The sequence below is a fragment of the Nocardia terpenica genome (assembly GCF_013186535.1).
Lineage (GTDB): Bacteria > Actinomycetota > Actinomycetes > Mycobacteriales > Mycobacteriaceae > Nocardia > Nocardia terpenica.
In genome coordinates, this window is the sequence record NZ_JABMCZ010000005.1 from 1189634 (window position 1) to 1210682 (window position 21049).

The following is a 21049-nucleotide window of genomic DNA, read 5'->3' on the forward strand; positions in this document are numbered from 1 at the left end:
CGGGGACGGCATCCCCCGGCAGCTGAACCTCACCCATCCACGATTAGCCAGATTCACTGAGCCAGAACACTTTCGAGACACTGGCTGGCACCCCCTGTTCAGTTCACACTCGACATCGCCTCGGCCACCACCCGCCGAGCCCGCAGTGCGCCCGCTCGGCCCCGCTGGGTGCCATCGGTAGGAGCACTGCTGTGTTTCGGCTTCTTCTTCCTCATCGGCGACGCGATCGATATGCCTATCGATCGCACGATCACCATTCGTGGAGTTGCCGGAATCGTGGTGACACTCGCATTCGGCGCCTTCATGACGTGGGTGCTTCGAGAATGGAGGAACGGTGGTGTCGTTACCCGGTCTCTGGCCGAGTGCAGCGATGGAAGCGAGTGGCTTTGGGTTGGCTGCCGCCGTTTGTCGGCGTCACGTTGTCGGTGCCATGCCCGGATGGATGAACACGGCGTCGGCCGTGATCATGGGCGCGTGGATGTGGTTTCAGCTGACACAGCCACGGGCGGCGTAGTGGCGGAACTGAGCGAGATGCTGGCTGCGCTACCGCGTCTGAAAGTGGTTGCGTTTCTGGACGGATGCCGCGAGGCGGAGTTCGGCATGATCACCGACCTGTGTGAGATGAACAAGTCCACATTGTCGAAGGCGATGACCGTACTCGAGGCGGCCGGATACATCACGATCACGAAGGGGTATGTCGGGCGCAAGCCGAGGACATGGCTCGCATTGACCGACAGTGGCCGCACGGCGTATCACGAACACTTGAACACTCTCACCGCACTCGCGCAACAGGCGCGGCAGGCGGCAAGCGAGACAGACTCACCGTCTCCTGGACCCTGATCTCCACCGGGAAGAAGAGCAGCGATGCCACCGCGCGCCTCCGCGCAAACATAAGGGCGCAGATAGCTCAGCACGAGCGCACGTTCGGGATCCGCGACCGCACCGCTTGCATCCGAGAGTTGCCGGCGCGTCGCTCCAGCGCTGCTTGCGTCTTACTTGTTGTCGATGCGCCCGGCAGGGTTAGCGGTCTGTGCGAGTTCGGATTGCAGTTGCTTCCATGCCGTGTCGTCGATCCCGAGGGCAGTGCGGAGATAGGCCCAAGAAGCCTCGCGGATCACAGCGACGCGCTCGGGGCTTTCATCGGTGGTGTCCGTGGCCCGGTAGGCGTGGATTCCGCCGAGCGAGTGCTCGGCGCCGAACACGGTGAGCAAGCTCTGGGCACCAGGGCTGTAGGTGTAGACGTCGGTGAACCAGTCGGGGCCGCGAGTCGAGAGCGCGGACTGGTCGCGGTCGCCCGCGATCACCAGCGTCGGTGTGGTCAGGCCGTCGAAGTGCGGGCTCATGAAGGGGAAGTTCTCGGTGGCGAACGGGGTCAGGTCGTCGCCACCGATGCCTGTCGCGGCAAGCAGCACACCGGCTTTGACGCGAGGATCGGTCTTGTCGGGCCCGGGCTGCCCGTCGGCGCCGATGACGCGTGCACCGAGAAGCATGCCGACGGTCTGCGCTCCCCAGGAGTGTCCCGCGACGGCGATGCGGTCGCGGTCGATGCGGTCACCGAGACCGGGGATCGCGGCGACGATGAGGGCGAGTTCGTCCAGGACGCGCTCGACATCCTGGACTCGGTAGCGCCAGATATCCGGATATCGCGGGTCGGCGGGGGTGATGCCGAGGGTCTGCGAGTCGAGGAACGTGGGCTGGATGACGACAAAGCCACTGCCGGCCCAGAAATCGACCAGCGGGTCATAGGACGACATCGACTGACCGAAACCGTGCGCGAAAACGACGACCGGCAAGCCGGTGCCGACGACGGGCGCCGACAGCCGTACCTGCAGGTCATCGCCGCGCCGCGGTGCGGCCAGGACGATCGGCTTGACGCTGACGATCGGAGTGGTCAGGGCCGGAACGGCGCTCGGGGTGGGTGCAGGCATGGGTTTTCCTTTCGACAAGCTCCTAATCGGAGCGCTGCTCCGAATATACGGAGCGGCGTTCCGATTGGCAAGGGCGACTCTTCTCGCTTCGTCGGCATCGAAAGAGGTTCCGGTGGTACCGAAGTCGCCATCACGAATGATCCAGCGCGAACGCCGCGCTGGCGTCACAGTTCGTCATGCACCTTCGAATAGATGACCGAATCCGAGGCGAGGCTGGTATGCGGGTGCCGCGCGGTCGCGACCCCGACAGCCTCGCTCAACCGTCGGCTCCCGGCGTCCCCAACACAATCGCCATACCCGCGATCACACACCACCGTCCGCACCCGGTCTTCGCCCGACCGACGTAGCAGAAGCTCGAGATTCGGGAAGGGGCGCGAACACGGTGATCGACTCCGCGGCAACGGAATTCACCACATCAGAAAGATCGCCTCCAGGCCCACGACATAGCCGATGACCACCGCGGCCACACCACCGAGCACCACCACAAGCCAGGACTTGCCGCGCCACCGAAGTGTCACCACCACGAGGGTGGTGAGCACGAGAATTCCGACGAGCAAAGCTACGGCAGGTGCGTGATCGGAGTGCATAACGTAGCCAGGTGCGTGATTGGACTCCACGCTGGTCGAATCGACTCCTCGGGAGTCGATGTTTCACCCAGCCGATCTGCCGGACCTACGCGCGATGCGGGAGGACCTGGCAACGTGGCAGGAGACCATCAAACGCAGTTCGCATCAGCTGTTGCTCACCGCGCAGGAAATCCTCGATCGCAATCTAGAGCCGAATGTGATCCGGTCCGGAATCGATGTCGAGATCGAGGTGGCCGGGCCCGGAATCCTGAACCAGCACCGCACGATCGAGTGTCCGATCCGCATGATCATGGCGATCTCGATTCCAGAACGCCCGCGTCCACACAATGATGCAGACTGGAGTCCGTGCCGGAGGATCCGATCGAGCTCGAAGGTAAGCGCGGGCAGTTGCTGGCGCAGTTGAGTGAGCTGCGCCGCGCAGTCGCTGAATTATCCGACGGATATGCGGCGCTCCCCGAGTCAGGGCTGATCATCGATACCGTTGGTGCCGGTGCTCTTACCACCCCGGGCTACTGCGTCGCTGGGGCTCGGGAAGTGTTGGAGGAAGTGCTGATCGAGTTGGATGCGGCCAGCGATGCGATGCAGCGAGCTGCCCAGTACACGGCTCGGCTGCGCGGCGTGGTGTTCGACTGAGGTACCGCAGGGCCTCGAGGCCCACGCACGACATTGCCGCGACCCGAGCGTTCGACCGGGCCGGAACCGGCGAATGGGTCAGTCGTGTTCGGCCCAGAACGAGGTGAGTACTCGTGCGCTGCGGACCGGGTCCTGCACCATCCAGTAGTGGCCGAGACCGTCCAGGGTGGCGACGCGAGCACCCGCGCGGGCCGCGGACCGGCGACGCATCTCCTCCGAGCCGCCGAAAGGGTCTTCGGTGCCGAGGATGGCCAGCCCAGGGCGTTCGGCTGCGGCGGACAGGTGACGGCCCAGGTCGGCCATCACCGGCTAGGCGGCGGAGCGGTAGAAGGCCAGGATCGCACGACCCATCTGCGGTCCCTGGGAGTCGGCGAGGCGGGCGGCGACCGGCCTGCTGAGCCCCACCGCGACCATGCGCTCGACACGATCGTCGGCCGAGCCGCCCATCCACTCCGCGATCGCCTTCTCGCCGACCCCGGGTGTCTGCCATTCCCGCGCCAGGCCGTGCCACTCGTAGTCCGGATCGAACACACCCAAAGAGTCACTGGCCCAGGTGCGCAACAGGTCCGGCCTGGCCATGGCCACACCGACGACCGTGCTGCCGCCGACGTCGTGGCCGACCAGGTCGACCGGCTCACCGAGCGCCGCCAGCTCATCGACACTGCAACTACAACATGATCACCACCAAGATAGACACCGACCGAGCCACCCGCCGACACGTCCGGAAATGCCGCGTTCCGGGCGTTCGGGTGAGCCGTAGTCGTTGGCCACCAATCGATCTCACGACATCAGGTAGTGCCGCGGGTTCGGGCGAGTGCGCTGATGCCTGAAGTGGATCGTCCCGAGGGTGGTGTGCGGGGCCGGGTTGGCTCTTGCACTCCATCGATGGCCATCCGCGCGTACAGAAGCTCGACACCGTCAGAGCGTGCCGTGGGGTAGTCCGAGTGCTGTGGTGATGGCGGGTTCGGCGAATGTGTGGAACAGCGACTCCATGTCTGTGGCGGAGGGCTTGGTGGGTAGCTCGTCGTCGAGCCAGGCGGTGAGTAGTGCGAGGTAGGCGCCGACGGTCGCGCGGACGACGATGTCCGGCGGTACCGGTGGTGTGGCGTCGGCGGCGAGGAGACCGGTGAGGCGTTGCCGCAGGGTACGGGTGAGGAGTTGTTCGAGGCGGGCTTGGACCTGTGTCACCGGGGCGCGTCGTCCGGTGAATGCCCGGTAGAGCGCTCGATGCTCATCGACGTGGGCGAACAAGCCTTCGCCGAACACTCGCTGTTGGGTACCGGTGTCCGGAGGCGGTCCCAGCAAGCGGTGTAACCGGTCCAGACATGCCAGCAGCACGGCCTGCTTGTCGGTGTAATGGGTGTAGAAGGTCGAGCGGCTGACGTCGGCCCGCTCGATGATCTCGCCGACGGTGACGGCGTGATACCCCTTCTCGATCACGAGCGCGATCAGCGCGTCCTCGACCGCGGTGCGGGTACGACGTACCCGGCGATCGGGTCTGGCTCCCACAGACATTCACCTTTCCGGACAATCGCGGGCGCGGTGTCCGATACCGGACAGCGGCCCGCGATTGTGCGTTGACCTGCCCCGCCCGGCGGACAGATTATCCGATAACGAACAACAAGTTCGATAACTGTGGTTTGTGAAGGGATACTTCCATGGCGCAATGGCCGACTCCGGACGACCGGTTCGCCGAGGCTCCCGATGCCCGGTTGCGGTGGCGACCGGCGGGACTCCGCGCACGTGTTCGGAGCATGCCGCAGAACACGACAACTCGACCCCACCACCCCCTGATCCCGAATCCCACAGGTCCGGTCCCCGGCGTCGCCCGGTTTCCGCGCGAGCTGATCTTCACCCTGACCTACCTCACCGACAAAGCGGCCCTGGCCGGGCTGCTGCCGGAGGGTTTCGAACCGGCCGACCCCCCGATGGTGCAGTTCCGCTATCGGTTCTCCGACCAGCTGGACTGGGCACTCAATTCCAGCCACGATGCCGTCGGGGTCAGTGTGCCGTGCCGGATCACCCACGCCGGTCGGGCCTACGAGGGAGTGCACTGGCTCGCGTTGTGGGAGAACGACTTCACCGCCGTCATCCTCGGCCGGGAAGTCTTCGGTGTCGCAAAACTGGGAGCCGACATCCACCACCAATCCCACACCGACGGCGAACACCGCGCAACGCTGTCGGAGGCCGGACGGCCCCTGATCGAATTGCGCTTCCGAACCGGTCAGCAACTGCACGGCACCGAGCTCGACGAGCTACGCCGACGAGGCGCGGCCAACCACGTGCTCGGCTACAAACAGATCCCCAACGCCCGAAACGACGGCATCATCATGGCCCACCCCACCATCTACCGGCACACGGTGACCATCGACCGCGCCTGGGACGGCGACGGCGAAGTCATTGTCCACCAACCCGATCCCGCGGTACACGTAGGGTCCGCACCACTGATCACCAGCATCCGCGCCCTGCCCCTGCTGCAGCCCCTCGCCGCGGTCCTCACCACAGGATCGGCCGAACTCGATATGGCCACCGGCCGCGAACTCACCGACCACGAGCCCTCCGACCCAGCATCGGGTTCTCGTTACCCCGCAGCGCGGCCGATGAGTTTGTGGTTCCCGACCGGTCAAAGCTCATGACACCCCAGGAAAGGACATCGCCATGTCGGAGCTTCTCGTCGACTTCATCACCTCGCTCGACGGCTATGCATCGGGAGAGGGGTGGCCCGGGTTCTGGGGCCTCGAGGGCCCGGAGTACCTCGCATGGCTCGGCGAGCAGCCCGAGGCCACCCACCTGATGGGAGCCAACACCTACCGCCTGATGTCCGGCTTCGCCGCCGGCGAGGTCCCCAATGGCCAAGACGAGTTCCGGCCCGAAGAAGAAGCATCGGTCGACGGGCTCACGCGAGCATCCAAGGTGGTGTTCTCCTCCTCCCTCGAGGAGCCACTGACGTGGGCCAACTCCACCCTCGTCCGCGACGACGCCGTCGAGACGGTCCGCGCCATGAAGTCGAGCGGCTCGGGACTCCTCAGCACGATCGGCAGCCTGAGCCTGTGCCGGTCCCTGCTACGAGCCGGACTCGTCGACCGATTCCGCGTCGTGATATTCCCGGTCATCACCGGCGCCACCGGCGCAGAACGCATCTACGACGGCTACCCCGACGTTGCCCTCGACATGATCGAACACCGCACCTTCGACGGCCGCATCCAACTGGTCGAGTACAAGCCCCGCGTACTCGAGCACCCACCCCTCGGCACCCCTGCGTGACGTCACCCAGCCGCCCGTCTGGACCGCCACCAGGCCCAGCATCCGGCTCGGCTTTTGCACAGTGGTATCGGCGGTGGCCCTGGCTCCCTTCAGCGAGGGTCGCCCGACGCGGCGGGCTGGTCCTCACGCGGTCGATTCGGTGAGGCTCGCTGTAGGTTTTGTCGCGGTGACCAGGTGGGTGGGGAACCATGGGCCGCCCCACCACATTCGCCAGCCGAGGTTTCGACGTAGCACGTCGTCGAAACCGAGTTCGCGCAAGTAGCGGGCGTGTCGGCGGGTCGCGAGCAGATCGGCGATGACGAGCCTGCCTCCGGGCCGAAGTACCCGGGCCGCCTCCGCGACGGCCTGTTGCCTGCCCGCCCGGGATGCGATGTTGTGGATGACCAGACTGCTGACGATCACGTCGAAACTGTTGTCCTCGAACGGAAGCCGCGTGATGTCGGCGGTCTGTACCTCGACCCGGTCCGCGACATTCTCGAGCGCCGCGTTCGAGAGGGTGACCTGCGCCGAATTGTCGGTCTGGTCGGCGCGCCACACATCCACGCCGATCGCACGCCCCCGCGGCAGCAGCTTCGCCGCCGCCAGCAGCACCGCGCCACGCCCGCAGCCGAGGTCGAGCAGCCTCTCGTCACCAGACAGCCCCAGCCCAGCCAGGATCCGCGCCCACGCGGCGAATTTCCCGGCCCGGGAGGTGTGCACGTAGAACGCCACCGTCTCGATGATCAACGCGTTCGCCACGCTCAACCCCGCCGCGATACGCGGCTTACCTCTGGCCAGGCACACCCACGTCGACACCAGCAGGGCCGCGCACCCGGTTGCGATACCCGCCGCTTGCACCCGCGCCGACACGGCATTGAAGTCCCCGTCGATCCCGTAATCGGCGTTGTGCCGACGAAGCGTCCGCACGATCGTGTCGCGACGAGCCATCTCACTGTCCCGAATCTTTGACATGCTGTAAGGGTTAGCGATTTCTTACAGCTTGTCAATGTTCCGATGCGGCAGCTATCTTTGCGCTGATGGCAGACACGCTCGATCCCGCTACGCCGACCCGTCGCCGCCGGTCCGATGCCCGGCGCAGTATCGAGGCGATTGTCGAAGCGGCCCGCACCGTGCTCGGCGAGCGCCCCGACGCCAGCATGGACGACCTCGCCACCGCGGCCGGTGTCACCCGTCAGACCGTCTACGCCCACTTCCCCTCCCGCGATGCGCTGATCCTCGCCGTTGTCGAGGCCGCCGCAGCCGAAGCCCTCGTCGCGATCGCCGCCGCCGATCTCGATGACCGCCCGCCCGCCGACGCGCTGGTCCGATTCCTCGACATCTGCTGGCAAATTCTCGATCGATACCCCTTCCTCCTCGATCCGGCCCTGACCCGAATCTCCCGATCGATCGACACCGCCGCCGACCGAGACGTGGCTATACGGCTCGAACGGCTGATCCAGCGTGGCCAACACACGGGCGACTTCGACCGCACCCTCCCCACCACCTGGCTCGTCGCCGCCATCCTCGGACTCTGCCGCACCGCCGCCGACCAAGTCACCGCCGGACAACTCACCGCCACCGAGGCGGCAACCCTGCTCCGGGACAGCACAATGCGCCTGTGCAACCCGGCGGCCCCCACCGACAGACAACGGGCGACAGCAGAGCCAGCCACCTCGAACACGTAGCCCGGCAACGCATCCCCTCCACGCCATCATCCGGCCCGCGCCCTGACTCACCGACCCCCAAAAACCTTCCCGCCCACCTCGAGCGATGAAGTGTTGCGATGACACCGCTGCGGGAGCGAACGCGGGTTGGTGACCCGTCCCAGGCGTCACTCCGCGATCTCGATGACGAACACCGAGTTGCCGTCCGGATCGGTGAACGGGGCCCTGCGGCGCGCCGCACCTTCCGGACCGACGAGCACAAACGGCCCCGGATCGACACCGCGCGAACCGATTTCGGCCACTGCGGCATCCAGATCCGAGACGGCCTGGCGGCCGCCGGGCTGCTGGTTCGGGCGGCTTCGTTTCGCTGCCCCGACCGCGGGTATCGCGCCACTGTCACCGAGCCCGGCGGCGAAGGAGTGGCGAATGCGGGAGGTTGAGCGAAGGCGGCTGGTCGACGCACTGCGGGAATGTGTAGCGGGGGAAGTGCGTGTTCCGCGACGAGCTGGGCAACCTGTTTCCCGACGACCTCGACGCCCTTCGGCTCGCCCGAGCCGCTCGCACCCTCGGCGAATTCCTCACCGAACGCGACTACCGCCCGCCGGCACTGCCACGAGAAGCGCTGGTACAGACCCACTGTCACGACCATGCGGTGTTGCGTCCGGACGCCGATCGCGTCCTGCTCACCGCGATGGGTATGAACGCCCGCTACCCGGACTCCGGATGTTGCGGAATGGCAGGCAGTTTCGGGTTCGAGAGCGGGGAGCGTTACCGGGTGTCGATGGCGGCCGGTGAGCGGGTGATCCTGCCCGAGGTGCGTCGGGCCGGGCCCGAAACATGCGTAATCGCCAACGGTTTCAGTTGCCGCGAGCAGATCACCCAGGCAACCGGCCGGCGGCCCTGGCACCTGGCCGAGGCGATTCGACTGGCCATCCATGAGGAGAAGGGGAAGTATCCGTGACCGAACAGCACACCGCCGCCGATGTCATGGTAGATCGGCTGATCGACTGGGGCGTCGATACCATCTTCGGCCTGCCGGGCGACGGCATCAACGGCCTGATGGACGCATTACGCAAGCGGCACAACGATATTCGCTACATTCACGTGCGTCACGAGGAGGTCGCCGCGATGGCGGCGGTCGGCTACGCGAAGTTCACCGGCAAACTGGGTGTCTGCTTCTCCACCTCCGGCCCGGGGGCGATCCACTTGATGAACGGGATGCTCGATGCGAAGGTGGAGCAGGCGCCGCTGCTGGCGATCACCGGCATGACCTATCACGACCTGGTCGGCACGTCCTACCTGCAGGACATCAACACCGACTACGTGATGAACGATCTGGCCATCTACAACGCCCGCATCATGGGTCCGCAGCACGTGCTCAACGTGACCGACTACGCCTGCCGCACGGCACTGACCCACCGTGGTCCGGCACATCTGACCTTCCCGATCGACTTCCAGGCCGCCGACGCCGACTCCGGTACCCGCTTCCAGCGCAACGTGCCCGGACACACCTCGGCGACTTACCAACCGCCGGTGCGGGTTCCGGAGCGAGAGCTGGTGCGGCGGGCCGCCGGGGCGCTGACCGGCCGGACCAAGGTCGCGATCCTGGCCGGGGCCGGTGCCCGCGGCGCCGGCGCCGAACTGGAGCAGGTGGCCGAGAAGCTGGGCGCCCCGATCATCAAGGGCCAGTTGGGCAAGGACTGCGTGCCCGACGACAGCCCGTACACCACCGGTCCGATCGCACTGGTCGGCAGCCGACCCAGCGAGGACGCTCTGCAGAACTGCGATGCGTTGCTGATCGTCGGCAGCACCATGCCCTACACCGAGTTCTATCCGGCTCCGGGGCAGGCGGTCTGCGTGCAGATCGATGACAAGCCCGAGCGCATGGGACTACGGCACCCGGTGGACGTCGCGTTGTGCGGCGATGCTCGGGCGACCCTCGCGGAGCTGGCGATGCTGTTGCCCCGCAACGAGGATCGCAGCTTCCTGGCGGAGGCCCGGCGCGGCATGCGCGACTGGTGGGAGCTGATGGAAGAACGCGGGACACGCACCGAGACCCCGATGCACCCGCAGGTCCCCACCTGGTACCTCAACGACGCACTCAGCGACGACGCAATCATCTGCGGCGATTCCGGCACCGTCACCACCTGGATTGCCCGGCAGCTCAAAATCCGTGCGGGACAACGGTTCAGCTTCAGCGGGACGAACTGCTCGATGGCCGCGGCGCTGCCGTACGCGATCGGCGCCCAGGCCGCCTATCCGGGCCGTCAGGTGGTGGCCTACACCGGTGACGGCTCGCTGACCATGCAGCTCGGCGACTTCCTCACCTGTGTCCAGCACGAGCTGCCGGTCAAGGTGGTGGTGATCCGCAACGACACCCTGGGCCTGATCAAATGGGAGCAAATGGTGTTCCTCGGCAATCCGGAATACGGCGTGAACATGGCCCCGCTGGACTTCGTGAAATTCGCCGAAGCCTGCGGCGCCACCGGATTCCGCATCGACGACCCCAAGCGATGTCGCGACCAGCTCCTGGAAGCGCTGAACTGCGCCGGACCCGTCATCGTCGAATGCGTCGTGAACGAGCACGAACCACCCATCCCGGCGAAGGTCACCAAGGACCAGTTGCAGAAGCTCTCCAGTGCGCTGCGCGCGGGCACTCCGAACCGGCGCCGCATCGCCGCGCAGATGGTCAAGGACATGCTCGACGAGGCAACCTTCGACGCCAGCCCGGGGCACGTCATCCCCGACGCCGTCGGCAAGGTCGCCCGCCCCGTCGTGCATCGTCGCGACCGGAAGTGAACCGTGCAAGCAGCCTGATCACTGCGAGATCGAGCATTCCCGTGGCCTTCTCCGCGGACATCCCGGCATGGCAACCTCGAGCACCCGATACATCTATCGACGCACCAGGCCGTGGCGGTGGCAGTTTGGCCCGTGTCGGGCCGGGTAACGCGAGCACATGTCCAGCACTGCCACAGCGGGCATCTCAAGCCGCCTACCCGGCCCGCGTACCCGCACCGTTATCGATCCGGCCTCCGAACAGCCGCTGTTCAAGACCGGAGCCGCCCGTATCCGCCGCGTCCGCGAGCAATCTCGAGCGTCGAGGGCTTTGGGCGTGGACCGCGATCGCGATACCCAGACCGTCGACAACAGGTAGGTGAACGAGATGACCACCGACCGGGGGCAAGCACGTGCGCCGATGCTCGAGGCGCTGGCGGAGTATCAGCGATCGGGCCGGTACGGCTTCACCCCGCCGGGGCACCGCCAAGGCCGTGGCGCCGACCCGCGGGTGCGTGCGGTGCTCGGCGGCGCACTGGGCTGCGATGTTCTCGCCGCCCCCGGCATCGACGATCGGCTCACGCGCAGCCATCTGCTGGGTGACGCCGAGGAGCTGATGGCCGAAGCGGTCGGCGCCCAGACGGCCTTCTTCTCCACCTGCGGCAGCTCGCTGTCGGTGAAGGCGGCGATGATGGCCGTGGCGGGCGGGGACGGCGGGCTGATCCTGGGCCGGGACAGCCACAAATCTGTTGTCGCCGGGCTGGTGTTCTCCGGGGTGCAGCCGTATTGGGTCACCCCGAAATGGGATGCGGCCCGCCATTTTTCGCATCCTCCGTCGCCCCAGGCGGTGCGAGAGGCGTGGGAGCGGCATCCCGACGCGGCCGGCGCGTTGATCGTGAGCCCCAGCCCGTACGGCACCTGCGCCGACATCGCCGGTATCGCACGGGTGTGCCACGAACGTGGCAAGCCGTTGATCGTCGACGAGGCGTGGGGCGCGCACCTGCCCTTCCACGAGGATCTGCCGCGCTGGGCCATGGACGCGGGCGCGGACGTCTGTGTGGTGAGCGTGCACAAGATGGGTGCGGGATTCGAACAAGGTTCGGTATTCCATATCCAGGGTGAGCTGGTCGACCGATCCCGCCTGAAGCTCTGCGCGGATCTGCTCATGACCACCAGCCCGAACGTGCTGCTGTACGCCGCGATGGACGGCTGGCGCCGGCAGATGGTCGAGCAGGGACACGAATTACTCGGCGCCGCATTGGAAATCGCGGATTACACCCGCGACGGGCTGGCGACGATACCCGGTGTGACGGTCATGCACGACGAACTGCTCGGCGCCGAAGCCTCCCACGAACTCGACCGGCTGCAAGTGCTCTGCGATGTCTCCGACACCGGCGCCTCCGGCTACCAGGTCGCCGACTGGCTGCGGGAGAACCGCCGTCTCGATCTCGGTCTCAGCGACCACCGTCGCATCCTGGCGACATTGTCGATGGCCGACGACAAAACCACCGTGGACGCGCTGATCGATGCGCTCACAGCGTGGCGCACCCGGTTTCGCGGCCCCACCGCCCCGCCGATGGTGCTGCCCGAACCCCGGGACCTGCAAATGACATCGGTGCTGCGTCCGCGCGAGGCGTTCTTCGGGCCGTGCGAGTCGATCCCGATCGAGCAGGCACCCGGCCGAGTCGCCGCCGAACAGGTCACCCCCTACCCGCCCGGTATCCCCGTACTGGTCCCCGGCGAACTCATCGACCGCGCGGTCGTCGACTATCTGCGCACCGGCCTGGACGCGGGAATGAACGTCCCCGACCCCGCCGATCCGACCTCGAGCACCCTGCGAGTCGTCGCCCACTGAACCGATCCGGCTATCAAGCAAGTTTCAGCGACCGCCCGATGATCTCCTTCATGATCTCGGTCTTCGCCGACAACAGCCCGATAGGGGGCTTTTTACGCTCTGAACTGCATTAGCATCAGCCCGACCGTTCCCGCCGTGTCCCAGCGAATCCCATCGATCCGATATGAGCAGCGGGACAGTGACGGGATCTGCCGCATATCCGTACGGGGTATTAAAGCGGAGATGAGGGCATGTGACCACACTCCCATGCCCTCACCATCGGTATCGGCAGCTGCCAGGGATTTCCGATCAATCGCTACCCGCCCGATGATCTGTTATAGCCGGTCGCGGTGGCCGATCTGGAGAATGCGTGGAGAGCCCCGGAGGCAGGTCGGAACTTCCCACGTCCCACTGTCCCACTCCCGCACCATCATTCCGGGTGCCGACTGCGAAGTCGAGCCGATCCTCCCGAGTCCCACAGCATCCGGCGCAGCGGCCAGCCAACCACCATCGGCGTGTCGCCGCGTCGACACGCCGACGATTTTTTCTTCCGGCATCCAGTCAGCAAACAAGGCGCTCTCATGACCTGTCACGTCAGCTGTCCACTATTCACGGCCTGGCTACAGCGGCTGAATTCGTGTTGTCGCTGGGCTTGACGGCCGTGGCTGGTGGGTGGGGTACATCTGGTGGGTGCGGTATCCGCAAGGCGGTGGGCTGACCGCCGAGCGACGGATGTTGCGGGAGCGGTTGCGGCTGGAAGCCGCGGACGCTTTCGCCCGGGGCGAGGACAATGCGGTGATCGCCCACCGGCTGCGAGTCAGCGTGCGGTCGGTGCAACGGTGGCGCCAGGCGTGGGGATCGGCGGGGCGGGAAGCGTTGCGGTCCAAGGGCCCCGCGTCGCTGCCGTTGCTGTCCGACGAACAGTTCCAGGTACTCGAACACGAGCTGGCCAAGGGCCCGGCCGAGCACGGCTGGCCGGACCAGAAATGGACTCTGGCCAGGATCAAGACCGTGATCGGGCGCCGGTTCCACATCTCCTACACGATCAAGGGGGTGTCGTTGTTGTTGCACCGGCACGGGTGGAGCCGTCAGCAACCTGCCCGCCGGGCGGTCGAACGCGACGACGCGGCGGTCGCGACGTGGGTGAAGGACGTGTGGCCGCACGTAAAACCGCCGCGGCGGCGCTCGGAGCCTGGGTCGTGTTCGAAGACGAAGCCGGGTTCACGATGACGCCGCCGACCGCACGGACCTGGGCGCCACGCGGGCACACCCCGATCGTGCGGGTCCGGGGCCGAACCACCCGCCGGATATCGATCGCCGCGCTGACCTGCTACAAGCCCGGCCATCGGTCCCGGCTGATCTGGCGACCGTATCGGCACGACCGAAATAGTTCGGGCAGGAAGAGCTTCGCCTGGACCGACTACCGGGACCTGCTCATCGCCGCCCACCGGCAACTCGGCGGGCCGATCGTGGTCTGCTGGGACAACCTCAACACCCACCTCACCGCCGGCATGCGCCGATTCGTCACCGGCCACGACTGGCTCACTGTCTACCAACTGCCCGCCTACGCGCCCGATCTGAATCCGACCGAAGGCATCTGGTCACTACTGCGGCGAGGCCGGCTGGCCAACCGCATCATCACCGACCCCGACCACCTCATGCGCATCGTGCGCAGCGACCTGCACCGCATCGGCTACCACCCCAACCTGATCGACGGCTGCCTCACCGCAACCGGACTCACACCCACCCCGAAACGATCATGACGACAACACGAAATCAGCCTCTGTAACGGTGTTGGCCTTCCTGGCCGAGTCGACGAACGGGTGTACCGCGTGGGATATCGCGGTCCGTTTGGGAAGGATCAGTTCGTCGGGAACCACCAAGAGTCTCGAGACGATGCAGCGCGACGGTTTGGTGGTCGGTGTGCGTCCGGCGGGTCCGGGGTCCCGGCCGGTGTGGACGCTGACCGAAGAGGGCCGACGGATGTGGGAGCGCACGCGAACCCGGCAAGCCGAACAGCAGGCAGGCGAGGGGTTGGAAGCGGTGGTGTACGGCTTCATTGCTGGTTGTGCCGGAAGTTTCATACTGCCGCGTGAGGCTTCGGAGCTGAACGAGTGGGCGGCTCGCTGCCGAACTCGTGTCGGCGATCCAGCGACTTTCGACTCCCATCATGCGATCGTGCTACTTCGGATTCCCGCGCCGAGGTGTTCCATCACGAGAGCAGCTGTAGCCATAACCCCGCCCCGAGAGGCGGCCGGAATAGAAACCCCGATTTATCAATGCTGTTGCCGTTATTTGCATTTCAACTCGAATCACGGAAGAGCGAGGCCAAACGATGACGATGCACCGAGCCTATCCGTCGGCCGTCTACGGGCCGTACACCGAGGAAGAAGCACGCGCGCTGGTGGAGCGCCCGTCCACCTACCTCAAACCACCCGGTGACAGTTTTCATGTCGGACGCCGAGCCATCCCGTTGCTACCGGGAACACCCCCGCCGCCGGAGTTCGTGCCGATGGACGACTCGGACAAGTAGAGCTGCTTCGGCATCGACCGCCGTGTCCCCTGTCAGAGGTGAAGGAGTGCAATGGAATCCGGGCAACACGACAGCGCGCCGGAACACAGCGCGGATCGAGAGGACGACCCGCCGGGAGATGATCCGAAGAGTGCGGAGTGGATCACCAAGATGATCACCGCCGCCGAACGCGCCGGATACCGGTTACATCCCCACTCCAACCCGCCGCATTCGCTGCTGTGGCAACGCGTCACCGACGACCCGAACGCCGAACCGGTATGGGCCGACGACTTGCCGGAGTGGCTGCGATGACCACCCATGTCCTGTGACAGTGAATCGTCCTTGGTGTGGGTGCTCTGACCTGTGGATGAGGAATTTTGAGTGGCGAACGGGGGTGTAGGTCAGGGTCGTTCGGGAGCTGCGGAGGCGGGCGAGTTCGCTACTTGATCTTGCTCGTTTTCGCGCGTGCCGAGGATCGCTGGGACGAGTGCGATGGCGCCGGGATATTTGGCTGACCTTCGTTGGTCCGGTCCAGTTCGCCCTATCCCGGCTGGATGGAGCTCTGGTTCGCGTCGCGCCGGTAGGCGTAGTGGATGAGCCCCTTGTGAAACTTGCCCACCTTGTCGTAGAGGGCGCGGGCTGGGGCGTCTTCCAACGTGTTCCAGTAGAGGCCCGGGAAGCCGTGCTTTTCGGCGTCCTGCGCCACCCACTCGATCACTGCCGTCGCAACACCCCGCCGTCGAACTTCCGCATCGACGAACAAGTCCGCCAGATAGCATTTCCCGGCATACCAGACACTGGCGTGGAACAGGTAGTGCGCGATGCCGACCATCTTGCCGTCAAGCCGGGCGGCGATCCCGCGTATCTGCTCGTCGGCGAGCAGGCGCCGCCATGTCCGTTCGTAGTCGTCGTCGCTGCGTTCGACCTCGAAGAATGTGTCTTTGCCGCGGGCCAGCACTTCCCAGCATGCGCGGTCAGGCTCGGTCAGGAAGCTGATCTCCACCACGGCGCCATCCTGCCATGGTCAGGACAGCGGTGGATGGACGCAAACCATGCTGGCAGAGTAGGCAACTTGAGGACGATCTACTGGCAAATGGGACGATTGACTGGCACCGGACAACCCAAGCCGTATCGACGGCGAGGGTTAATCGTTTGGAGCAGAGCAGGGTCTCAAAATTCGTGGCACGCGCCGGTTGGCTGACCTCGGTGTTTCCGGTTTGTCTCAGGTCGATTGTCGGTAACGCCTGCCATCATGCACGCTATGACGTCTTCCGACCCCTTGGCCCCATTCCGGTGGCTCCACGGCGGTGACTGCTTGCTGGGCGAGATCTTCACCGTGGCCTTCTTCCGCGGGCTCGACCCGTCGGAGGTGGTGCGCCGTTTCAGCCGCGGCGAGGATCACGGCCAGGAATCGGGCTTCGCCGGCTGATGGAGCAGGCCACCGAGTTCTCCATCGAAACCGGCGGCGGATCCGGGGGAGGCACCGTGGGTGTCGTGCAGGTCGGTGAGTGGAGCGTGGCCATCGAGCCGATCGGGTGGATGGCCACGCTCCCCGATGTTCTGGCCGAATTGTCGCGTGATGGTGAGGTATTGGCCATCACTCGGCACGACTACGCCGAGGACAGCCTCGCGTACGCGATCGACGGCACGATTGTCACGGGCTACCCCCCCTTGGACTGCCCCCACCTTCGACACGGCTCCGAGCCCGACCGGCTCAACGGGTTCATGCGGGAACTCGGCATGACGGTGGACAGGCGGGACGACGAGAACGATCGCGACGACGCGGACGACTGGGACGATGAGGATGACAGGGCCGAGAGCGACTACTTCTCTGCCCTGCCGAGTGCTTTCGCCTTGGCCGCGAAGCTCACCCAAGTGCGGTTCATCCCGGAAGTCCTCGATCGCGTGATGCTCGTCGGACCCGTCGCGTACAGGTGATCGCCCAGTAGCCGCAGCGACGAGTACGGAATCTCAGAACCACGGCGGATCCGCCGCATCACCGCCACTCATTCTGAGATTCCGTCACGAGTTCTGAGACCCTACAAGCAGTGCAGGTTTCAGAGCCGGTCGAGTTCACCGCGATGGTGCAGTTCCCGAGCGATCGTGTCTTCGGGTGCTGGGGTGACGATGGTGTCGTTGTCATCGACGGCGATCAGGTAGCGTCCGGCTGCCGGGTGGTCGTCGCGGATGTCGATCCAGTTCAGGTACACCGGCGGTGAGGGGTTCCGGCTGTGCAGGTGGCGCTCGATGCACAGGTGCCCCTCGGCGGTCCGTGGTGCTCGCAGCAGGGTTCGGATTCGTTCTTCGATCGGTTCGCGGCCACCGTCGTCCACGCGCCAGGAGGACGGCGGCTGCTCGCCCCGCACGCGCGGTGTGTAGCCGATCATCTGCCCGGCCGCACCAGGCCGCGCGGACGGCATGGTCGCGGCCAGATGCGTGCCGAGGTTGCGCCGCCGGGTTACCACGAGCTTGATGTCGCCACCGAAATCGACTGTGCTACCGGACTTCTGGAACAGGATCACGCCGAGGTCGGCGTGCGCGGCGGCCAGTGACCGCACCCGCTTCGGCGAGCCGTGGAACTTGCCGGTGCAGATCAGCCGCAGGTCCGGCTTCGCCAGCGCACGCAGCGGCCAGGTCAGATCGGGGTCGCCGCGGTGCGGGTATCGGGCGCTGATCTCGGCTCGACGATGTGCGTATTCGTCAGGGGGAGCGGGTGTTTCGATGATGCTGATCGGGTATGGGTACTCCCCCGCCAATCCTGTCTCGGCCCATACCCACGCGAATTCGTCCGGGGTGAAGTCCCATACAGTCTGCGTCCGCACTCAGCGACCTGTCTCCCGTGGAGGTTGCGCGGAGCCCGGGGGTGGGTCGTCGTCGTAGCGGATCGGAACTCCTTGGGAGCGATCGGAATCGGGTGCGGCGGCAGTGGTCGGCTGTTTCGGGGGCGCCGAATCCGGGGCCTGCCAGGTGGCGTAGTCGCCGCCGATCGCACCGGTCGATGCGGGTGGCAGATCGGCCAGTTCGGGTTGCACGCGCTTCAGGTAGTCGGGGACCGGTTTGCTGCGGTCCTCGTCCTTGCGGCGCCCCGGCGCGGCCGGCGACATGGGACTCATCGGGCCAGCAGGTCCAGCAGCCGCGCCACGGGAAGCCGCGGCAGCAGCACCCGGTACACGCTGGCCCGGGACCCCTGGGCGTGAGGAACCCGGACCGGCTGCACCCGCGCCAGAACCCCCGCGGCCTCCGGTCCCGAAATAGCCACCACCGCTGGGCCCACCTCCAATGCCGCCGAGACCCGCTCCCGAGCTCGGGGCCGAGACTCCGGCAGGGGTCGTTGCCGTTCCAACGGCACCTGGTGCTCCCGCGCCTGTGCCAGAACCACTCCCGCTCCCCGGACCGGTCACGCCAGCAGGCGTCGTAGTACCGGGAGTATTCGCCGAATCGGCACCGGCCGGGGATGTCTGGTCCTGTTGCGGGTCCTGCTGTCCGGAGCCGGACGAACCACCGGGCGTGTCACCTCCCGTGCCCGTCGTACCCGCCCCTCCGGGGCCGACACCTGAACCACCACCGGTACTCACACCTCCGGTGCCGCCATCCCCGCCGTTCACGGTCGGCGGTGGCGGAACGAGGGCAGGCACGTTCTGTCCGGAGGGCGGGAAGATCGGCAGATAGATGCGGTGCACGGCATCGATCGCCTGCAACCTGGCCGCATTCGCCGCAGTGGTGTCGGCGCGATCCTTCGCCCCGCTGACGAGGCCGGGCAGGACCGACTCGCTGGGGTTGTCCGGGTCCGGCGCAGTCGATTTCGGTACCGGCGGCACCGCGACGGCGAACGCGAGTGCCGCGTTGTACATCGAATCCAGCCGGAACCCCGCCGATTCCGCGACCTGCCCGGTCTGCTCACCTGCGTGAGCGAACCGCATCGATGCCTGATGTCCGGCATCGGCCGCCTGGCCCTCCCACCGGCCCTGCAACACCCGCTCCACACCCATGCGATGCAACTGGAACAAGCTGGTGACGGTGATCGACGAGTGTGCCCACGCGTTGACCAGCTTCGACAATGCTTCCTTGTCGATGCTGTGCGCGGCATTGTAGATCTGCTGGTGAGTCATCGTTTCCGGCGGCGGCTCCTGGTTTGTCACATACGGCGGGTCGACACCGGGACGACCGATCACCTGATCATTCTTGTACGCGTTCTGCTGCTGCGTCGTCGCCTTCTGCGTCACCGCATCGATCGAGCCACCGAACAGCAAGGGGACGATCGCCGAATTCTGCGGACTCTGATCACTGGTCAAGGTTTCACCCCCAATACGATCGACCGGCTATCGCGGTCCGTCGGGTTGGCATCGAGGCCAGCGCCTGTCGGGCCGACGAGCCGTAGTGCAGTGATGCGAACTGTAACTCCTTCGACGACCGCCCGGACACGTATCCTCTATTCTGCTATCTTCCGCGCATCCACGTCGACGGCCTGAGTTTTATACATCACCCGATCAGGACCTCTATTTCTTTGGCAGGTCCTCTTGCAAGGTCTGCGCGATCTCGCGAATCCGATCACACGGCTCCCCGGACGCGCGTACCGGATTCCTGTCCAGCTGGAGGTCGAGAACTCCCACTGGGGAGTCCATTGCCAAGAAGCAGGTGTCGCCTGTGGCTTCGGTACTCAATGTGTACGTGACTGCGTCATGACCCGCTATTGAGGTATTTGCGACAGTATCCTTGTACTTGCTGCGCACTTCGCTCATGGTGATGTTGGTTGCCATCAAGGTGAGCATCCAGTCGGTACGGCCATCGTTATTCTTGTGTTCGAAGTCGCAGCCGAGGAACGTGTAGGTTTCCGCCGTCATATCACCGCGCTTGCGCGTCATGGGGTCGAAACCCATCTTTTGAATCGTGGAGTCACCCACGTCCACGCATGGATCGAACGTCACCGCAGGGCGTCCCGTGTTGTTCTGTTGAGCAGGAGCCGGTGAGACGGAGACTGCGACGCTTGGATGCGTCACCATCGGCGTTGTGGCGGTAGACTGCCCACCGGCCTTGTTATCGTTCCCGCATGCACCAGACGTGAGGGCGACCAGGCTGATCAGCGCAACCAAGTTACTTTTCTTCATTGAGCCGGATTCCCCTCCCCGGCTATGCGAATCAGTTGAGCATTCTTCGCTTCGGCATCCTTAATTTTCCCGCCAGCGATCAGATAGGCTTCCTGCAACTGCGTCGCACCGACTACGAATTGCTTCAGCACAGTGGCATACTCGTCCGCCTTCCTCCCGAAGCCTTCTGCAAGCTGCTGCGTCGATGGAAATCCACCGAAGTTGTTCACATTCGTAATCTTCTCGATGCTCTTGATTTCCTTTTGCAAGCCATCGATTAAGTCGTCGTATACGCGAACCATGTCGTCGACCACGTCAGGATCGAACTTGATGTGCCCGCTGAGCGCGCCCTGCTTGAAGGCCGCGATGTCGGCTTGCCCATAGTCGATGGTCACCTTCTGCGCCACTGCTGCCCCCTTGTGCGTCTGCCGGTGTACAGAGGCTAGCAGCAAGGAAGCCGGGCGGGCGCGCACCGGCTTCGCCGGTCGAGGCTGTCTGGGGTTTGAAATCGGACACCACGACGATACTGCTCCCGGAGGAGGATCCGTGGCTCTGTTCGAGGTGTGCAGGGCCACCGCGCCGGTGAAGCTACCGTCGAGATCGTGGTGGAAAGCCTGATGCGCCAAGGGGACGAGCTGGCGGGGCCGCCTCACCGTGCGCCCGCCACCATGGCGGACTTCACTGTCTTGTTCACGACCTGTAGTCGACCACGCCCGGGCCGCGGCTCTGCGAGAACGAGCTCGAAACCTGGCGAGTGGTGTCACAGTTCCTCTTTGCATGGAACCGTGA

Annotated in this window: 26 protein-coding genes; 13 read left to right on the plus strand and 13 right to left on the minus strand. The window is 65.6% G+C overall.

What is annotated here, in order from left to right; translation table 11 throughout:
* The first annotated feature begins 168 nt into the window (after positions 1-168).
* Positions 169-840 carry a transcriptional regulator gene (locus HPY32_RS46400; protein WP_216676726.1) on the plus strand — a complete coding sequence of 224 codons (672 nt, stop codon included), beginning with the start codon at positions 169-171 and terminating at the stop codon, positions 838-840.
* Positions 841-992: 152 nt separating this feature from the next.
* Here HPY32_RS46400 and HPY32_RS41255 read toward each other — a convergent pair whose 3' ends face one another.
* The gene (locus tag HPY32_RS41255; RefSeq protein WP_067586962.1) at positions 993-1928 is read right to left on the minus strand and encodes an alpha/beta hydrolase family protein; all 936 of its coding nucleotides are present in this window, start codon (positions 1926-1928) and stop codon (positions 993-995) included.
* A gap of 407 nt (positions 1929-2335) precedes the next feature.
* Positions 2336-2467, minus strand: coding sequence for a hypothetical protein (locus tag HPY32_RS45980; RefSeq protein ID WP_267466726.1), 132 nt, complete (start codon positions 2465-2467; stop codon positions 2336-2338).
* Between the two features lie 393 nt (positions 2468-2860).
* On the opposite strand from HPY32_RS45980, the gene HPY32_RS41260 reads away from it, so the two are divergent.
* The gene (locus HPY32_RS41260; protein WP_067586960.1) at positions 2861-3148 is read left to right on the plus strand and encodes a hypothetical protein; all 288 of its coding nucleotides are present in this window, start codon (positions 2861-2863) and stop codon (positions 3146-3148) included.
* Between the two features lie 78 nt (positions 3149-3226).
* Here the strand turns inward: HPY32_RS41260 and HPY32_RS41265 are convergent, their stop codons facing one another.
* The 3 genes from HPY32_RS41265 to HPY32_RS41275 form a co-directional block, all read right to left on the minus strand.
* Positions 3227-3451 (minus strand): hypothetical protein, encoded by a 225-nt coding sequence (locus HPY32_RS41265; RefSeq protein WP_067586955.1) that lies wholly within the window; start codon positions 3449-3451, stop codon positions 3227-3229.
* Between the two features lie 6 nt (positions 3452-3457).
* The gene (locus tag HPY32_RS41270; RefSeq protein WP_171983289.1) at positions 3458-3727 is read right to left on the minus strand and encodes a hypothetical protein; all 270 of its coding nucleotides are present in this window, start codon (positions 3725-3727) and stop codon (positions 3458-3460) included.
* 339 nt (positions 3728-4066) lie between these two features.
* Positions 4067-4657 (minus strand): TetR/AcrR family transcriptional regulator, encoded by a 591-nt coding sequence (locus tag HPY32_RS41275; protein ID WP_171983290.1) that lies wholly within the window; start codon positions 4655-4657, stop codon positions 4067-4069.
* Between the two features lie 149 nt (positions 4658-4806).
* Here HPY32_RS41275 and HPY32_RS41280 point away from each other — a divergent pair, with 149 nt between their 5' ends.
* The gene (locus HPY32_RS41280) at positions 4807-5784 is read left to right on the plus strand and encodes an acetoacetate decarboxylase family protein (protein WP_067586940.1); all 978 of its coding nucleotides are present in this window, start codon (positions 4807-4809) and stop codon (positions 5782-5784) included.
* Between the two features lie 22 nt (positions 5785-5806).
* Positions 5807-6412 (plus strand): dihydrofolate reductase family protein, encoded by a 606-nt coding sequence (locus HPY32_RS41285; RefSeq protein ID WP_067586938.1) that lies wholly within the window; start codon positions 5807-5809, stop codon positions 6410-6412.
* 123 nt (positions 6413-6535) lie between these two features.
* Here the strand turns inward: HPY32_RS41285 and HPY32_RS41290 are convergent, their stop codons facing one another.
* On the minus strand, positions 6536-7339 hold the full coding sequence (locus HPY32_RS41290) for a class I SAM-dependent methyltransferase (RefSeq protein WP_067586935.1): 804 nt from the start codon (positions 7337-7339) through the stop codon (positions 6536-6538).
* Positions 7340-7428: 89 nt separating this feature from the next.
* Here HPY32_RS41290 and HPY32_RS41295 point away from each other — a divergent pair, with 89 nt between their 5' ends.
* The gene (locus HPY32_RS41295; RefSeq protein ID WP_067586933.1) at positions 7429-8076 is read left to right on the plus strand and encodes a TetR/AcrR family transcriptional regulator; all 648 of its coding nucleotides are present in this window, start codon (positions 7429-7431) and stop codon (positions 8074-8076) included.
* A gap of 146 nt (positions 8077-8222) precedes the next feature.
* Here HPY32_RS41295 and HPY32_RS45985 read toward each other — a convergent pair whose 3' ends face one another.
* Positions 8223-8357 carry a hypothetical protein gene (locus HPY32_RS45985; RefSeq protein ID WP_269456505.1) on the minus strand — a complete coding sequence of 45 codons (135 nt, stop codon included), beginning with the start codon at positions 8355-8357 and terminating at the stop codon, positions 8223-8225.
* 188 nt (positions 8358-8545) lie between these two features.
* Between HPY32_RS45985 and HPY32_RS41300 the strand changes: the two genes are divergently transcribed.
* The 6 genes from HPY32_RS41300 to HPY32_RS41330 all read left to right on the plus strand — a co-directional run bounded on the left by HPY32_RS41300 (position 8546) and on the right by HPY32_RS41330 (position 15488).
* On the plus strand, positions 8546-9016 hold the full coding sequence (locus HPY32_RS41300; protein ID WP_067586930.1) for a (Fe-S)-binding protein: 471 nt from the start codon (positions 8546-8548) through the stop codon (positions 9014-9016).
* Entirely contained in the window at positions 9013-10854 is a 1842-nt protein-coding gene (locus HPY32_RS46405) for a thiamine pyrophosphate-dependent enzyme (RefSeq protein ID WP_197696472.1), read from the plus strand. The genes HPY32_RS41300 and HPY32_RS46405 overlap by 4 nt, the downstream gene beginning before the upstream one ends.
* 364 nt (positions 10855-11218) lie before the next feature.
* Entirely contained in the window at positions 11219-12685 is a 1467-nt protein-coding gene (locus tag HPY32_RS41310; RefSeq protein ID WP_067595615.1) for an aminotransferase class I/II-fold pyridoxal phosphate-dependent enzyme, read from the plus strand.
* A gap of 669 nt (positions 12686-13354) precedes the next feature.
* Positions 13355-14427, plus strand: a protein-coding gene (locus tag HPY32_RS46895; protein WP_444939652.1) for an IS630 family transposase whose coding sequence is annotated in 2 segments (ribosomal slippage) — positions 13355-13892 and positions 13892-14427 — 1074 coding nt in all. Because the reading frame shifts where the segments join, the coding sequence is not laid out codon by codon here.
* 572 nt (positions 14428-14999) lie between these two features.
* Complete coding sequence (locus HPY32_RS41325) at positions 15000-15197, plus strand: hypothetical protein (protein WP_067586929.1); 198 nt, start codon at positions 15000-15002, stop codon at positions 15195-15197.
* 51 nt (positions 15198-15248) lie between these two features.
* A complete protein-coding gene (locus HPY32_RS41330) occupies positions 15249-15488 on the plus strand; it encodes a hypothetical protein (protein ID WP_067586927.1) in 240 nt (79 codons plus the stop codon).
* A gap of 229 nt (positions 15489-15717) precedes the next feature.
* On the opposite strand, the gene HPY32_RS41335 is transcribed toward HPY32_RS41330, so the two are convergent.
* On the minus strand, positions 15718-16182 hold the full coding sequence (locus HPY32_RS41335) for a GNAT family N-acetyltransferase (RefSeq protein WP_067586925.1): 465 nt from the start codon (positions 16180-16182) through the stop codon (positions 15718-15720).
* 255 nt (positions 16183-16437) lie between these two features.
* On the opposite strand from HPY32_RS41335, the gene HPY32_RS44235 reads away from it, so the two are divergent.
* Both HPY32_RS44235 and HPY32_RS41340 read left to right on the plus strand, forming a co-directional pair.
* Positions 16438-16605, plus strand: a complete 168-nt coding sequence (locus HPY32_RS44235; RefSeq protein ID WP_197696471.1) for a hypothetical protein — start codon at positions 16438-16440, stop codon at positions 16603-16605.
* A complete protein-coding gene (locus HPY32_RS41340) occupies positions 16605-17114 on the plus strand; it encodes a DUF6461 domain-containing protein (protein ID WP_216676727.1) in 510 nt (169 codons plus the stop codon). The genes HPY32_RS44235 and HPY32_RS41340 overlap by 1 nt, the downstream gene beginning before the upstream one ends.
* A 119-nt stretch (positions 17115-17233) precedes the next feature.
* On the opposite strand, the gene HPY32_RS41345 is transcribed toward HPY32_RS41340, so the two are convergent.
* The 5 genes from HPY32_RS41345 to HPY32_RS41365 all read right to left on the minus strand — a co-directional run bounded on the left by HPY32_RS41345 (position 17234) and on the right by HPY32_RS41365 (position 20667).
* On the minus strand, positions 17234-17998 hold the full coding sequence (locus HPY32_RS41345) for an ESX secretion-associated protein EspG (RefSeq protein ID WP_067586920.1): 765 nt from the start codon (positions 17996-17998) through the stop codon (positions 17234-17236).
* Positions 17999-18289 carry a hypothetical protein gene (locus tag HPY32_RS41350; protein ID WP_156674396.1) on the minus strand — a complete coding sequence of 97 codons (291 nt, stop codon included), beginning with the start codon at positions 18287-18289 and terminating at the stop codon, positions 17999-18001.
* Positions 18286-18555, minus strand: a complete 270-nt coding sequence (locus tag HPY32_RS41355; RefSeq protein ID WP_156674395.1) for a hypothetical protein — start codon at positions 18553-18555, stop codon at positions 18286-18288. The genes HPY32_RS41350 and HPY32_RS41355 overlap by 4 nt, the downstream gene beginning before the upstream one ends.
* Before the next feature lie 1117 nt (positions 18556-19672).
* Positions 19673-20281, minus strand: coding sequence for a DUF3558 domain-containing protein (locus tag HPY32_RS41360; RefSeq protein ID WP_082871277.1), 609 nt, complete (start codon positions 20279-20281; stop codon positions 19673-19675).
* Positions 20278-20667, minus strand: coding sequence for a hypothetical protein (locus tag HPY32_RS41365; protein WP_067586909.1), 390 nt, complete (start codon positions 20665-20667; stop codon positions 20278-20280). The genes HPY32_RS41360 and HPY32_RS41365 overlap by 4 nt, the downstream gene beginning before the upstream one ends.
* Positions 20668-21049 lie beyond the last annotated feature (382 nt).